A 15,023-nucleotide genomic window follows, 5' to 3' on the forward strand; every position below is an offset into this window, starting at 1 on the left:
GAATAAAGGGAATTTTTTGATGGCCTCGCCAACCGCCCAAGACTTCGCGGACCCAATAACTTTAGCTCACATCTGCGAAGGAACGTATGACGATCCCTTCGCAGTGCTCGGACCGCACAAAATCGGACGGGTGCGCTACGTCACCTATTTCGACCCCGGCGCCGAGACAATCACGGCGCTGGCGGCGGGCAAGGAATACCCCCTCGCGCCCGTCGACGGGTATAAAGGCCTTTTCCACGGAAAGGTTTCCGGCGCAAAACCCTATGTGATCCGCGGGAAGTTCGGGGGCGATATCTGGCAGGTTGAAGATGCCTACAGGTTCGGTCCCGTTCTCGGTGATCTCGATGAATACTTGCTCGGCGAGGGCTCTCACCGCGAGTTGTGGAAAGCCCTCGGCGCGCATGTCATTGAGCACGAAGGCGTCAAAGGCACGCACTTCGCGGTCTGGGCACCGAATGCCCGTCGCGTCTCTGTCGTTGGCGACTTCAACGCGTGGGACGGTCGTCGCCATGTGATGCGCAGACGCGGGGCGACGGGAGTCTGGGAAATCTTCATGCCGGACCTCGGGGACGGCACGATCTACAAATACGAAATTCTCGGTGCCTACGGTGAGGCGGCGCTCAAGGCCGACCCCGTTGGCTTCGGTGCGCAGCATCCGCCGGAAACGGCCTCGGTCGTGCGCGATATCTCCGGCTATGGCTGGTCCGATGACGCGTGGATGTCGACCCGTGAGGCCGTCCAGAAGCGTGACAAGCCGATCTCGATCTACGAGGTGCAGCTCGGGTCTTGGCGGCGCAAGGAGGGCGGGCGTCCGATTTCCTACAAGGAAGCCGCTGTTGAGCTGGTGAATTATGCCAAAGACATGGGATTTACTCACATCGAACTGATGCCGGTGTCCGAATATCCCTATGACGGCTCTTGGGGCTATCAACCGGTGGGTATGTTCGCCCCGACGATCCGTTTCGGTCCTCCGCATGAATTCCGCGATCTTGTGGAGTCCGCACATGAGGCAGGTCTCGGGATTTTGCTCGACTGGGTGCCGGGACACTTCCCGACAGATAGCCATGGTCTCGCGAAATTCGACGGCACGGCGCTCTATGAGCACGCCGACCCGCGCGAAGGGTTCCATCAGGACTGGAACACGCTCATTTACAACTACGGGCGGCACGAGGTGTCCAATTACCTGACCTCCAACGCGCTTTACTGGTTCAAGGAATACCACATCGACGGTCTGCGCGTGGATGCGGTCGCGTCGATGATTTACCGCGACTATTCGCGCAAGGACGGGGAATGGATCCCCAACTCCCGCGGCGGACGCGAGAATTTCGAAGCCATCGGCATGCTCCAGACGATGAACACCCTCGTTTACGGCGAGGTCGAGGGCGCGATGACGGCGGCTGAGGAAAGCACGGCATTTGCAGGCGTGTCCGCGCCGGTTGATACGGGCGGCCTAGGCTTCGGGTTCAAATGGAACATGGGGTGGATGAACGACACGCTCGACTACATGTCGCGCGAACCCGTCCACCGCAAATACCATCACCATCAAATGACCTTTGGCCTCCACTACGCCTTTTCTGAGAACTTCATCCTGCCGATCAGCCACGATGAAGTGGTGCATGGCAAAGGCTCCATGCTCACCAAAATGCCGGGCAATGAGTGGGAGAAATTCGCCAACCTGCGGGCCTATTACGGGTTCATGTGGGCGCATCCGGGCAAGAAGCTTTTGTTCATGGGGCAGGAGTTTGGCCAATGGCATGAGTGGAATTACGAGTCGGAGATCGACTGGGCCTGCCTCGGTTATCACATGCACAGCGGGGTTCAGAACCTCGTTCGCGACCTCAACCATCTCTATACCTCAACGCCGTCTCTTTATGAGAAAGACTGCGAGGAAGATGGCTTCCAGTGGATTGAGGCGAATGACTCCGAGAACTCGATCTATGCCTGGGTCCGCCGAGGCGGAGCTGGACAGCCGGAGGTCGTCGTCGTGTGTAATTTCACGCCTGTTGAACGCACCGGCTACAAACTCGGTCTGCCGTCCACCGGCACGTGGATCGAAGCACTCAATACCGACGCCGAGATTTATGGCGGCGGCGGGCGTGGAAATATGGGGAAAATCATCGCGGAAGACGGAAGTTGGCAAGGGCAGGGGGCCTTCGCAACTTTGACGCTTCCACCACTAAGCACGCTGATTTTTGTCAAGTAAACAGCGTGACGGGAAAACCGGTCTCTCGAAACCGGTCACTTGGGGAGAAGGAATAGAAAATGCCGCACATGGGAAACCGACTTTCAAATCGCTCAATGGCTTTCGTTCTGGCCGGTGGGCGTGGGTCTCGTCTCAAGGAACTTACAAACAATCGCGTGAAACCTGCCGTTTATTTCGGTGGGAAAAACCGGATCGTTGATTTCGCGCTGTCGAATGCGCTCAACTCCGGCATCCGGAAGATGGCGATTGCGACGCAATACAAGGCGCACTCCCTGATCCGCCACATCCAACGTGGCTGGACATTTTTCCGCGCGGAACGGAATGAATTCATCGACATTCTTCCGGCGTCCCAACGCTATGAGGAGAGCACATGGTATCGCGGCACTGCGGACGCTGTTGCCCAGAACATCGACATCATTGACAGCTATGACGTTGATTACATTCTAATCCTCGCGGGCGACCACATCTACAAGATGGATTATGAAATCATGATCCGTCAGCACGTGGAAACCAATGCCGACGTGACGATCGGCTGTCTGACCGTTGATCGGAAAGAAGCGAGCGCCTTTGGCGTGATGGGGGTCGATGAAAACGACCGCATCGTCTCCTTCCTCGAAAAGCCCGCTGATCCGCCCGCGATCCCGGGCGAGCCGAACAAGGCGCTCGCGTCCATGGGGATTTATGTGTTCAGCTGGAAGTTCCTGCGAGAGCTTCTGCTCGCCGACATGGAGGACAAATCCTCCAGCCACGATTTCGGCAATGACTTGATCCCGTCGATTGTGAAGAACGGCAAGGCACAGGCCCACCGCTTCACCGACAGTTGCGTGCGTCATTCGGAGGCGGAGGCGTATTGGCGTGACGTGGGCACGATTGATGCCTACTGGAAGGCGAACATCGACCTCACGGACTTTACGCCCGAGCTTGATATGTGGGACCGCGATTGGCCGATTTGGACCTATTCGGAGAACACGCCGCCCGCGAAGTTCATTCACGACCGCCCCGACCGTCGTGGTTCTGCTGTGAGTTCGATGGTGTCCGGCGGATGTATCATCTCGGGCACGGAGATCCGCGAAAGCCTTTTGTTCACTGACGTGCGGACGAACTCCTATTCGTCGCTTGAGCGGGCCGTGGTCTTGCCGAAGGCGGAAATCGGACGACATTGTCGTCTCAAGAATGTGGTGATCGACCGCGGCGTTCAGATCCCTGCGGGGCTGGTCGTGGGCGAAGACCCCGAGGTAGATGCACGCTGGTTCCGCGTGTCAGAGGGCGGGGTCACTCTCATCACTCAAGAAATGATCGACAAGAGGGCAGCAGGCGTATGATCAAGGTTCTTTCGGTCACATCGGAATGCGTTCCGTTGGTCAAAACCGGAGGTTTGGCGGATGTTGCGGGCGCATTGCCCGGTGCATTGGCCCCACATGGCGTAGAAATGCGCACTCTGTTGCCCGGCTACCGAGAGGTGCTCTCGGCGCAACCAGACGCCGAAACAGTGTTCGAAGTCTGGGACCTGTTCGGCGGTCCCGCGCGCGTTCGTCGTGGCGTGCTCGGTTCCGGCTCCGAGGCGTCCGTTCTCTACATTCTTGACGCACCGCATCTGTATGACCGTGACGGACGTCCCTACACCGGGCCGGACGGGCACGATTGGGGCGACAATGCCCAGCGGTTTGCGGCTCTTTCTCTCGCCGCGGCCATGATTGCGACGCACGGCATTGAGGAATGGTTTCCCGATGCGATGCATCTCCACGACTGGCAGGCGGGTCTCACCCCGATCTATCTTCGTGAACTGGGTGCGGCAGAGCGTGTGAAAACGCTCATGACCATTCACAACGTCGCCTTTCAGGGCTGTTACGGCGCCGATATGGTCGAAACGCTCGGATTGCCGCCGCAGGGCTTTACGTCGGGCGGGTTCGAATACTGGGGCCAGCTGTCGATGCTCAAGGCGGGGATTATCGCCTCTTCGAAGGTCTCCACAGTTTCACCAACCTATGCGCGTGAGCTCATGGATGGCTCTTTCGGCATGGGCATGGAAGGTGTTCTTGCGGCCCGTGGCGGCGATTTTACAGGCATTCTCAATGGGATCGACCTCGACGTGTGGTCGCCGTCCTATAAATCCGCACGCGGAAAGGCAAAGCACAAGGCCCTTTTGCGCGAGGAAATGCACCTGCCAGAGAGCGACGGCCCGCTCTGCGTTGTGATCTCCCGTTTGACGGGGCAGAAGGGCTTTGATCTCCTGCTTGAGTCCCTTCCTACGCTGCTCAAAAACGGTGGGCAACTGGCGCTTCTTGGCTCCGGTGAGGGCTATTTCGAGAGTGCGTTCCGCGATGCCGCGCTCCGTCACGAAAACGTCTCTGTGCGCATTGGTTATGACGAGGGGCTGGCACGGCGGTTGATCGCGGGCGGCGATGCTATTCTCGTGCCGTCGCGCTTTGAACCGTGCGGCCTGACGCAGCTCTACGGCCTGCGCTTTGGCACTCTGCCGCTGGTGTCTCTCACCGGCGGTCTGGCCGATACTGTGATCCCTGCAACGCCTGCGTCTCTCTCCAGAGGGGTCGCAACAGGTCTCCAATTTTACCCGACCTCTGTCGAGGCGCTCAAACATTCGATCAACACGCTCTGTGATCTCTACCAGAAACCAAAGATCTGGCAGCAGATGATCCGCAACGCTATGGCGCAGCCGGTCGGGTGGGACACATCTGCCGCGCAATATGCCGATCTCTTCACGAACATGGTCGGCGCATCCGCCGCGCTAGAGGAAGCCGCCGAATGAGTTCACTGACCGTCCTGGGAGGCCATGCAGCTCCTCTCGGGGCCACGTTTGACGGCGAGGGCGTCAATTTTGCGGTGTTTTCCGAACACGCGCGCCGCATCTCTGTCTGTCTCTTTTCGCCCGATGGCCGGACAGAGACGCACCGTATCGACCTACCCGAACGGGATGGCGATGTGTGGCACGGGTATGTGCCGGGGCTACGTCCGGGACAGCTTTACGGGTTGCGGGCCGATGGCCCCTACGCGCCGCAGGAGGGGCACCGGTTCAACTACAACAAACTGTTGATTGACCCCTATGCCAAGCGACTGACCAAACATCTCGATTGGCACGATAGCCTCATGGGCTACCGCGTCGGCCATGCTGATGTGGACCTGAGTTTCGACAAACGTGACAGCGCCCGCTATATGCCGCGCTGCGTTGTTGAGGACGTGCTCTTCGCATGGGGCAGGGACAAGGCCCCGCACACCCCCATCGCGCAATCCGTGATCTACGAAGCCCATGTCAAGGGCCTCACCCAGATGCACCCGAATGTGCAGCACAAGGGAAAATTCCTTGGCCTTGCCTCTGATGCCGTTCTGGATCACCTGCTGAACCTCGGCGTGACGGCGATCGAGTTGTTGCCCGCACAGGCCTTTCTCAACGACCGGTTTCTCGTCGAAAAAGGGCTGGTGAACTACTGGGGCTATCAGACCCTCGGCTTCTTCGCGCCGGACCCGCGTTACCTCGCCTATGACCAACTCGCCGAATTCCAGCACATGGTCGCGCGCCTTCATTCGGCGGGGATCGAGGTCATTATGGATGTGGTCTACAACCACACCGGCGAGGGGAGCGAGCTTGGCCCGACGCTCTCGTTCCGTGGTCTCGACAACCGGAGCTATTACAGGCTTGCCGACGATCCGCGCTACTACATCAACGACACGGGCACAGGGAACACGCTCAACATCGATCACCCGATGGTGCTTCGCATGGTGCTCGATAGCCTGCGCTATTGGGTCGAAGAGATGCATGTGGACGGCTTCCGTTTCGATCTCTGCACGACGCTCGGCCGTACGCCCACAGGCTTTGATCGCGGCGCGTCGTTCTTTGACGCCATCCGTCAGGATCCGGTGCTCACAAAGGTCAAACTCATCGCAGAGCCATGGGACATCGGTCCGGGCGGCTATCGCGTTGGGGGCTTCCCGCCGCCGTTCCTCGAATGGAATGACAAGTTCCGCGACGGTGTGCGCCGTTTCTGGCGCGGGGATGCGGGCCATGTGGCCGTGCTTGCGGACAGGATCACCGGATCGGCGCTCCAGTTCGACCACTCGGGCCGTCCAGCCACGAGTTCGGTCAACTTTGTCACCGCGCATGACGGGTTCACGCTCATGGATGTCGTGAGCTACACCGCCAAGCACAACGAGGCGAACGGTGAGGGCAACCGTGACGGCCACGGGGACAACTGTTCCGACAACATGGGCGAAGAGGGGCCAACGGATGATCCCGCGATCATCGCCGCCCGCGCGCAACGCCGCCGCAACCTTCTCGCGACCGTGTTCTTCTCACAAGGCACGCCGATGATCTTGGCGGGCGACGAGCTTGGCAACAGCCAGATGGGCAACAACAACGCCTATTGTCAGGACAATGAGATCGGTTGGATCGACTGGTCCGACTATGATCAGGATTTCCTCGACTTCACGCGCCGCCTAATCGCGTTCCGCCGCGAACACCCGATTTTGCGGCAAAAACGGTTCCTTCATAGCCATGAACGGATCGTCGATGGCATCGAAGACCTCTTCTGGTGGCGTCCGGACGGGGAGCCGATGCGCGATAGTGATTGGGGCGCGGCGGAGGTCAAGACGCTCTGCGCGGAAATGCGAATTGCCTCGGGCACACCCGCCTACGCGCAGCGGGAAGAAGCTCTCTTTCTCATCTTCAACCGCGGTGAAGCCGTCGATGTTGTTCTGCCGGAGTGCCCCGATGGCCGTCGTTGGCGGCTCTGGATCGACACTGGTCGTCCCGAGATTGACGGCAAAGTAATGACGAAACCCACAGTTCACGCAGGCACGGAGACGGTGTTGGCACTGGAATTGGAGGCCTACAATGACTGACTTGCGTCTGGTGCTCGCAGAGCAGCGCGGCATCCACCGAAGCTACTATGATCAGATGGGCGGGTTCCACGAACTTGGCGTCGAGGCTGCCGTCTCGCTTCTGGCCGCCCTCGGGATCGACGCGCCGACAGAGGCCGCGGCCCAAGAGCATCTTGATCACGGTGACGGGCATCTGCCATGGGACATCGTGTTTGAGGCGGGCACAAAGCCCTATGTCGATATCGGGGACGCGACTTGGGAACTGATCTTCGAAGACGGGACCATGGTGGAGGGACGCGGGGCTGATAGTCTGCCAGTTGTTCCGCTTGGCATCCATCAACTCGTCTCCGAATTCCCGCATGGGCCACAGCGGATCACCCTTTTGGCCGCGCCGCCGACGATTGAGATGCCAGCGCGCGGTTGGGGTATGACCGCACCGCTCTATGCGCTCGCCCAGAAAGGGATCGGGGCCTATGAGGACCTCATGCCGGTGGTTCAGAGCCTCGGCGCGAAAGGAGCGGGCTTTCTCGGCATCAACCCTGTTCACGCCGGTTTCCCGACCGATCCGGGGCTCTTTAGCCCTTATACCCCGAGCCACCGTCGCAGGTTGAATGTTGGGTATCTGGCATCTGGCACCGGACGTGCGACCAAACTCGTGGATTACGTCAAAGACGGCCCGACGCGGATGAAGGCGCTGCGGAAGGCGTTTGCGAAGCAAAAGCTGTCTCCGGCGTTCCTCGGCTATCTCAATCGCGAGGGCGCGGCGCTCGAAACCTTCGCGTTGCATCAGGCGCTGTCTGAGGTGCACGGTCCGTTCTGGTGCCATTGGCCGGAGGCATTGCAGGACCCGGAGAGCGACGCCTCCGTGCAGGCCCGCGCTGATCTGGCCGAAGACATCCAGTTCCACGCATGGCTCCAGTGGCAGGCAGAGGAAGCGCTCGCCGAGGTGCAGTCTGAGGCCATCGCGAGCGGCATGGCCCATGGGCTCTATCTCGATCTCGCAGTCGGCACGCACCCGCACGGCGCAGAGACGTGGGAAGATCGTGAGAGCTTTGCCTTCGGTGCCTCCCTCGGTGCGCCGCCGGATGCGTTCTCGGCGGATGGTCAGAACTGGGGTCTGGCTCCGTTCAATCCGATTACCCTCCGCGACCGAGGCTATAGCGCTCTGTCCGAGACGTTCGCACGTCAGATGCGGTTTTCCGGCATGATGCGGATCGACCATATTCTCGGGTTCGAGCGGACCTTCTGGGTGCCGGATGGCGCGCCCGGATCCTACGTGACCATGCCCCGAGACTCGATGCTCGCGGTTGCGCGGATCGAAGCGGCGCGGGCAAACGGGATCATCGTTGGCGAAGATCTCGGGAATATTCCCGACGGTTTGCGCGGGGCGCTCTCGGCGTCGGGTGTTCTCGGATGCCGTGTCGCGATGTTCGAGCGCTGGGATTGGGAAACGCCGGAGTTCAAGACGTCTGAGGCCTATGACGAAGCCGCTGTTGCCTCGTTCTCGACCCACGATCTGCCGACATGGCATGGGTGGCGCAAGGGCGCGGACATCACGGCCCGGTTTGAAGCGGGCGGGTTGTCGCCCGAGGAGACCGAGACAGATCTCGACATTCGCACCCAAGAAGTCGCGGCGATTGATCGCGTCATTGAAACAGACAATCAGGATGCGCTTCACAGCTTTCTGGCCGCCACACCGTCCCGTTTGGTTGCGGTTCAGGCCGAGGTGCTCTTTGATATGGTAGATCAGCAGAATCTGCCGGGCACGACGACCGAGTATCCGAACTGGCGGATCAGACTGCCTGGAGGGGGGGCGGCACTCGCCGGCCACGAGAAACTTGAGCGCGTGGCAGAGATCATGCGCCAGAACGACCGATGAGAGAGGAAAACCCATGACGCGTCACGTGGTTGCCACGACACCGATCGAAGGACAGAAACCGGGGACATCCGGCCTGCGAAAGAAAACGCCTGTTTTCATGCAGCCGCACTATCTCGAGAATTTTGTGCAGTCGATTTTCAATGCAACAGGCGGCGCGGAGGGGAAAACCTATGTCGTCGGCGGGGATGGTCGCTACTTCAACGACCGCGCCGCGCAAGTGATCCTGCGCATGGCGGCGGCGAATGGCGCGAAGAAGGTGATCATCGGCCAAAACGCGATCCTGTCGACACCGGCGGCGTCGAACCTGATCCGCATTCGTGAGACCGATGGTGGCATCATTATGTCGGCATCGCACAACCCGGGCGGGCCGAAAGAAGACTTCGGCGTCAAGTTCAACAACCCCAACGGCGGTCCTGCGCCGGAGGGCGTGACCGAGAAGATTTTCGAACAGACGAAGACGCTCACCGAGTATGCGATCTGTGACAGCACCGATATCGACATTGCGACACTGGGGACCAAGACGCTCGAAGGGATGGAGATCGAAGTCGTCGATCCCGTGGCCGATTACGCGGAGATGATGGCGGGCATTTTTGATTTCGACGCGATCAAGGCGCTTTTTGCCTCCGGTTTCACCCTTTGCTTTGACGCGATGCATGCTGTGACTGGCCCCTATGCGAAGGCGATCCTTGAAGGAACGCTTGGCGCGCCCGAGGGCTCTGTTGTCAATGCCGTGCCGTCGCCCGATTTCGGTGGTGGCCATCCGGACCCGAACCCGATCTGGGCGAAGACGCTGATGGATCTGATGTTCTCCTCCGGCGCACCAGACTTTGGCGCGGCCTCTGATGGTGATGGTGACCGGAACATGATCGTGGGCCGCAACGCCTATGTCACGCCGTCCGATAGCCTCGCGGTGCTCGCCGCGAATGCAGAACTTGTGCCCGCCTACAAAGGCGGCCTCAAGGGCGTTGCGCGTTCTATGCCAACGTCTCGCGCGCTCGACCGCGTGGCCGAGGCTGCTGGATATGCCTGCTATGAGACGCCGACAGGGTGGAAATTCTTTGGCAACCTGCTCGACGCGGGGCGTGCGACGCTTTGCGGTGAGGAGAGCGCGGGCACGGGGTCCGATCACGTGCGAGAAAAAGATGGCCTTTGGGCTGTTCTGTTCTGGCTCAATGTGCTGGCCGCGCGCAAACAGTCTGTTGCCGAGGTGATGGCCGATCACTGGTCCAAATATGGCCGCAACTACTATTCGCGCCATGACTATGAGGCCGTCGATAGCGACGCTGCGAATGGCCTGATGCAGGCGCTCCGCACGCGTTTGCCGAACCTGAAGGGTCGCGTTGTTGAGGGCATGACCGTCGAGGCTGCGGACGAGTTTGCCTATGACGATCCGGTCGACGGATCGCGTTCCGAAGGGCAGGGCATCCGCATCATGTTCAAGGGCGGTGGCCGGATCGTGTTCCGTCTGTCCGGCACAGGGACCGAAGGGGCGACCTTGCGCGTGTATCTGGAGACGGTGGAGACGAACCCTGCCGCGCTTCAAGACAACCCGCAGAATGCACTTTCCGATGTGGTGTCTGCGGCGGACAAACTCGCGGAAATCCGCACGCGGACTGGGCGGAATGCGCCGGATGTCATCACCTAACGCGCAGCATAAATCTCAACAAAAAAGGCCGGAGCAGAGATGCTCCGGCCTTTTTCTTGGTCATATTTTAGCGGTCAGGCCGTGCGTTTCTTTTTGCCTGTGAGCTTGGTCACCACGACGTAGAACAGCGGCACAAACAGGATGCCGAGCACCGTCCCCGTGATCGTCCCGCCGAGGACGGCTGCGCCAACCGCTTGGCGGCCACCGGCACCTGCGCCGGAGGAGAGCACCAGAGGCACAACCCCGAGGGAGAAGGCCATCGATGTCATCACGATCGGACGGAAACGCTGCTTCGCGGCTGTCAATACGGCCTCGAACATATCCACGCCCGCCTCCACCTGTTCACGGGCGAATTCGACGATCAGGATAGCGTTCTTACCGGTCAGACCGATGACGGTGAGCAGACCCACCTGAAAGAACACACCGTTCTGGAAGCCGAAGTGCCATGCGGTGAAGAGCGTGCCTAGGATACCCACCGGCATGGCGAGCATGACTGAGAACGGGATCGCCCAGCTTTCATAGAGTGCTGCGAGACAGAAGAAGATCGCAGCAAGAGAGAGCATATAGAGCATCGGCGCCTGAGAGCCGGATTCACGTTCTTCGAGCGACAGGCCCGTCCATGCGACGGAGAAGCCGCCGGGGATTTGAGAGACGAGACGTTCGATCTCTGCCATTGCTTCGCCGGTCGAGACACCCGGCGCCGGAGAGCCCTGAATCTGCATCGATGGGGTGCCGTTGTAGCGGGTGAGGCCCTGCGGACCATAGACCCAGCGCTCGCTCGTGAAGTTGGAGAAGGGCACCAACTCGCCAGCGTTGTTCCGGACGCGCCATTTCTGGAGATCGCTCGGGGTTGCACGGCTATCCGGATCGCCTTGGACATAGACGCGTTTGGTGCGGCCATTGTCGTTAAAGTCGTTCACATAGGTGCCCGCCATCGCGATAGAGAGCGTGTTGCCGACGACACCCGGATCAATCCCCATCGCACCGGCAGCGCGCCAGTCAATGTCGAGTTTGAACTGTGTCGCATCTTCGAGACCCGAGGGGCGTACGGAGGCGATCAGATCGCTTTGGCCCGCCATGCCAAGGAGCATGTTACGTGCTTCGAGAAGCTGCTCGTGTGACTGACCGGCCTGCGCCTGCAAGTAGAAGTCAAAGCCGGAGACGTTGCCCAGTTCGATCACAGCCGGTGGGACGATCGGGAAGGCCATGGCCTCCTGAATGCCCATCATGGCCGGGAAGGCACGTCCTGCAACGGCCTGAACGGATTGGGACGGATCAGGCCGTTCTTCCCAGTCCTTCATCCGGATGAAGGCGAGACCGTTGTTCTGACCCGCACCGGAAAAGGAGAAACCAACGATGCTGAACACGGCTTCGACGTTCTCGCTCTCGGCGGAGAGGAAGTAGTCCTTAATCTGGGTGTTGGCCTTGAGCGTGTTCTCGGAGGTGGACCCCGACGGACCCTGAACGAGGGCCATCATGATGCCTTGGTCCTCATCCGGCAGGAAGCCTGTCGGAGTTTGCATGAAGAGCCACGCGATGCCGCCACCCATGAGGGCATAGACCATTAGCATCCGGAGCGGACGGCGGATGATATAGCCCACAGTGCCGCCGTAGCCGCCGGAGAGCTTGTCAAACGCAGTGTTGAACCAGCCGAAGGGGCCACGATGGGTGTGGTGGGCGTCCTTGCCGCGTAGGATCGTGGCGCAGAGTGCAGGGGTCAGCGTCAGTGCGACCAGCACAGAGAGCATCATCGCGGAGACGATGGTGATCGAGAACTGGCGATAGATCACGCCGGTGGAGCCGCCAAAGAAGGCCATCGGAATGAACACAGCGGAGAGCACGAGGGCGATACCCACGAGCGCGCCGGTGATCTGATCCATGGACTTGCGGGTCGCCTCACGCGGACTGAGCCCTTCTTCTTCCATAATCCGTTCGACGTTCTCCACCACAACGATCGCGTCATCTACGAGCAGACCAATCGCGAGCACCATGGCGAGCATGGTCAGCACGTTGATGGTGAACCCGAAGAGCGCGAGGATCGCGAAGGTCCCCAAGATCACGACCGGCACAGCCAGCGTCGGAATGAGGGTTGCACGGAGGTTTTGCAGGAAGAGAAGCATCACGAAGAACACCAGAACGATGGCTTCCATGAGGGTCTTCTGCACTTCGTGGATCGAGATTTCGATGAACGGTGTGGTGTCGTAAGGAATGACGTAGCTCATGCCCTCGGGGAAGTATTCCGCGTAGTCCTCAACCATCTCACGCACACGGTGCGAGGTGTCGAGAGCGTTTGCACCGGGGGCAAGCTGGATCGCCATGCCGGATGCGGGCTGACCATTGTATTGGGAAATGGTCATGTAGTTTTCCGCACCGATCTCCACCCGTGCCACGTCGTCGAGCAGCACAAGACCGCCGTCCTGCTCGGACCGCAGAATGATGTTGCGGAAGTCGTCCGGCGTCTGCAGGAGCGATTGCGCGGTGATGGTTGCTGTGAAGGCCTGACCGTCGGGCGACGGCATGGAGCCAAAGGAGCCAGCGGAAATCTGGGCGTTGTAGCCGGAGATTGCAGACACAATGTCGGAGGGCGTCATGTCGAATGCGGCGAGCTTGGACGGGTCAAGCCAGACGCGCATTGCGTATTTCGCACCGAAGACCTGCGTACCGCCCACGCCTTCGATCCGGCTGAAGGCATCCACGAGGTTCGTGTTGAGATAGTCGGCGAGGTCGGATTGGTCCATGCTGCCGTCCTCAGAGATCACGCCGATCACCATGAGGAAGCCTGCGGAGCTCTTTTGGACGGTCACACCCTGTCTTTGCACCGCATCCGGGAGGAGCGCGGTCGCCTGTGACAGTTTGTTTTGAACCTGAACCTGAGCAATGTCAGGGTCTGTGCCTGTCTCAAACGTCAATGTGATCGAGGCAGAGCCGGCAGATGTCGAGGACGACGACATATAGCGCATGCCGTCGAGGCCGGTCATCTGCTGTTCGATGATCTGGGTGACGGTATTCGCGACGGTTTCAGCCGACGCACCCGGATAGGTGGCGCGCACCGAAATGGAGGGCGGCGCGATCTGCGGATACTGTGCGACGGGGAGGGAGAAGATCGACAACAGGCCGATCCCCATGATCAAGATGGAAATCACCCACGCAAAGACCGGGCGATCAATAAAAAAGCGAGCCATTCAAAGGGATCCTTTTGCCGGTCAGTTGTTGTCTGCGGTGGGTTGTGCGGCCGCGCCTTGTTCTTGCGGCACGACCGTTGCACCCGGTGCGGTTTTCTGGAGGCCTGCAACGATGACACGATCACCGGCGGCGAGACCATCGGTGACGACCCAGTTAGCGCCTTGATCGCTCACCACCTCGAGGACGCGCTGTTCAACGACGTTCTCTGCGTTGACGACGAGCGCCATCGGACGACCGCGGCGGTCGCGGCTGACGGCTTCTTGAGGGACGAGGATCGCGTCAGACACGACGCCTTGCGGCATCTCGACCTGAACGTACATGCCTGGCAGCAGGAAGTTGTCAGGGTTCGGGAAGGAGAGACGCAACAGGATCGTGCCGGTGTCCTCGTTCACATAGGGTTCAGCGGCGGAAAGTTCGCCTTTGTGATCGTAGGCGATGCCGTCGGCGAGTGTGAGAGACACAGTTTGTCCGAGGTCGTCGGCGAATTCCTGGCCACTGCCGAGACGGCGCCAACGCAGCATTTCAGACGCGGATTGAGTGACGTCCACATAAATCGGATCAAGCGCACGGATGGTGGTGAGGGCGCTCGCCTGTCCTGCGGTGACGAGTGCACCCTGGCTGATGTCGCTGAGGCCAACCACGCCAGAAATCGGCGCACGGATTTCGGTGCGTTCCAGATCGATTTCAGCGGCGAGGAGGTTCGCCTCGGCAACTTTCACCGCGGCTGCGGCGGAGTCGCGTTCTGCAATCGCCGTGTCGAGGTTCTGCTGAGCGACGACGTTGCGGGATTTGAGTTCCTGCTGGCGCTCGTATTCAATTTCAGCCGACTTCAGCGCAGCTTTGGCTTGGGCGAGGCTGGCCTCTGCCACGGCTTTCGCGGCCTGATAGGTCGCCGCGTCGATTTGGTAGAGGGGATCCCCCTCATTCACCGCGCTGCCTTCTTCGAACTGGCGCGTCTGGATGATGCCGCCGACCTGCGGGCGCACTTCTGCCTCGGACGAGGCGGCCACACGACCGGGGAGCGGGCTGCTCAGCGTCACGTCTTGCGCAGAGAGCGTAACAACAGTCACAGGCATCGCGGGCGGGCCGCTTTGGGCAAAAACAGGTTGGGCAAGTGCGAGAGACAGTGCGAGCACTGCTCCAGAGCCGAATGTCAGGGAAGGGCGAAGGTGTGTCATAGGTAACTCCGGCAGAACATGCCCGCGATCTAGTGCGGGGGAGGGAAAAATCGCCCTCAAAATGACGCGTTCCGGTTTTGTGCGTTGGAACTGGGCTTGATT

General features: G+C 60.2%; 8 protein-coding genes. 6 read left to right on the forward strand and 2 right to left on the reverse strand.

From position 1 onward, the window contains the following. Window positions 1–19 precede the first annotated feature (19 nt). The 6 genes from glgB to LA304_RS07010 are packed head-to-tail and all read left to right on the forward strand — an operon-like array spanning window position 20 to window position 10,560. Window positions 20–2,203: a 1,4-alpha-glucan branching protein GlgB gene (gene glgB / locus LA304_RS06985; protein ID WP_224502388.1), complete on the forward strand. Its 2,184-nt coding sequence runs from the start codon at window positions 20–22 to the stop codon at window positions 2,201–2,203. Window positions 2,204–2,262: 59 nt separating this feature from the next. After that, on the forward strand, window positions 2,263–3,525 hold the full coding sequence (gene glgC, locus LA304_RS06990) for a glucose-1-phosphate adenylyltransferase (protein ID WP_455423505.1): 1,263 nt from the start codon (window positions 2,263–2,265) through the stop codon (window positions 3,523–3,525). After that, window positions 3,522–4,970 (forward strand): glycogen synthase GlgA, encoded by a 1,449-nt coding sequence (glgA, locus tag LA304_RS06995; protein ID WP_224502389.1) that lies wholly within the window; start codon window positions 3,522–3,524, stop codon window positions 4,968–4,970. The genes glgC and glgA overlap by 4 nt, the downstream gene beginning before the upstream one ends. Next, on the forward strand, window positions 4,967–7,057 hold the full coding sequence (glgX, locus tag LA304_RS07000) for a glycogen debranching protein GlgX (RefSeq protein ID WP_224502390.1): 2,091 nt from the start codon (window positions 4,967–4,969) through the stop codon (window positions 7,055–7,057). The genes glgA and glgX overlap by 4 nt, the downstream gene beginning before the upstream one ends. Beyond that, a complete protein-coding gene (gene malQ / locus LA304_RS07005; RefSeq protein WP_224502391.1) occupies window positions 7,050–8,915 on the forward strand; it encodes a 4-alpha-glucanotransferase in 1,866 nt (621 codons plus the stop codon). The genes glgX and malQ overlap by 8 nt, the downstream gene beginning before the upstream one ends. A gap of 13 nt (window positions 8,916–8,928) precedes the next feature. Then, entirely contained in the window at window positions 8,929–10,560 is a 1,632-nt protein-coding gene (locus tag LA304_RS07010; protein WP_224502392.1) for an alpha-D-glucose phosphate-specific phosphoglucomutase, read from the forward strand. A gap of 74 nt (window positions 10,561–10,634) precedes the next feature. Here LA304_RS07010 and LA304_RS07015 read toward each other — a convergent pair whose 3' ends face one another. Both LA304_RS07015 and LA304_RS07020 read right to left on the reverse strand, forming a co-directional pair. Further along, a complete protein-coding gene (locus tag LA304_RS07015; RefSeq protein WP_224502393.1) occupies window positions 10,635–13,742 on the reverse strand; it encodes an efflux RND transporter permease subunit in 3,108 nt (1,035 codons plus the stop codon). A 21-nt stretch (window positions 13,743–13,763) separates the two neighbouring features. Further along, a complete protein-coding gene (locus LA304_RS07020) occupies window positions 13,764–14,921 on the reverse strand; it encodes an efflux RND transporter periplasmic adaptor subunit (protein WP_224502394.1) in 1,158 nt (385 codons plus the stop codon). Between the last annotated feature and the right edge of the window lie 102 nt (window positions 14,922–15,023).

The sequence above is a fragment of the Celeribacter litoreus genome (genome assembly GCF_020165855.1).
In the GTDB taxonomy this organism is placed as follows: Bacteria; Pseudomonadota; Alphaproteobacteria; order Rhodobacterales; family Rhodobacteraceae; genus Celeribacter; species Celeribacter litoreus.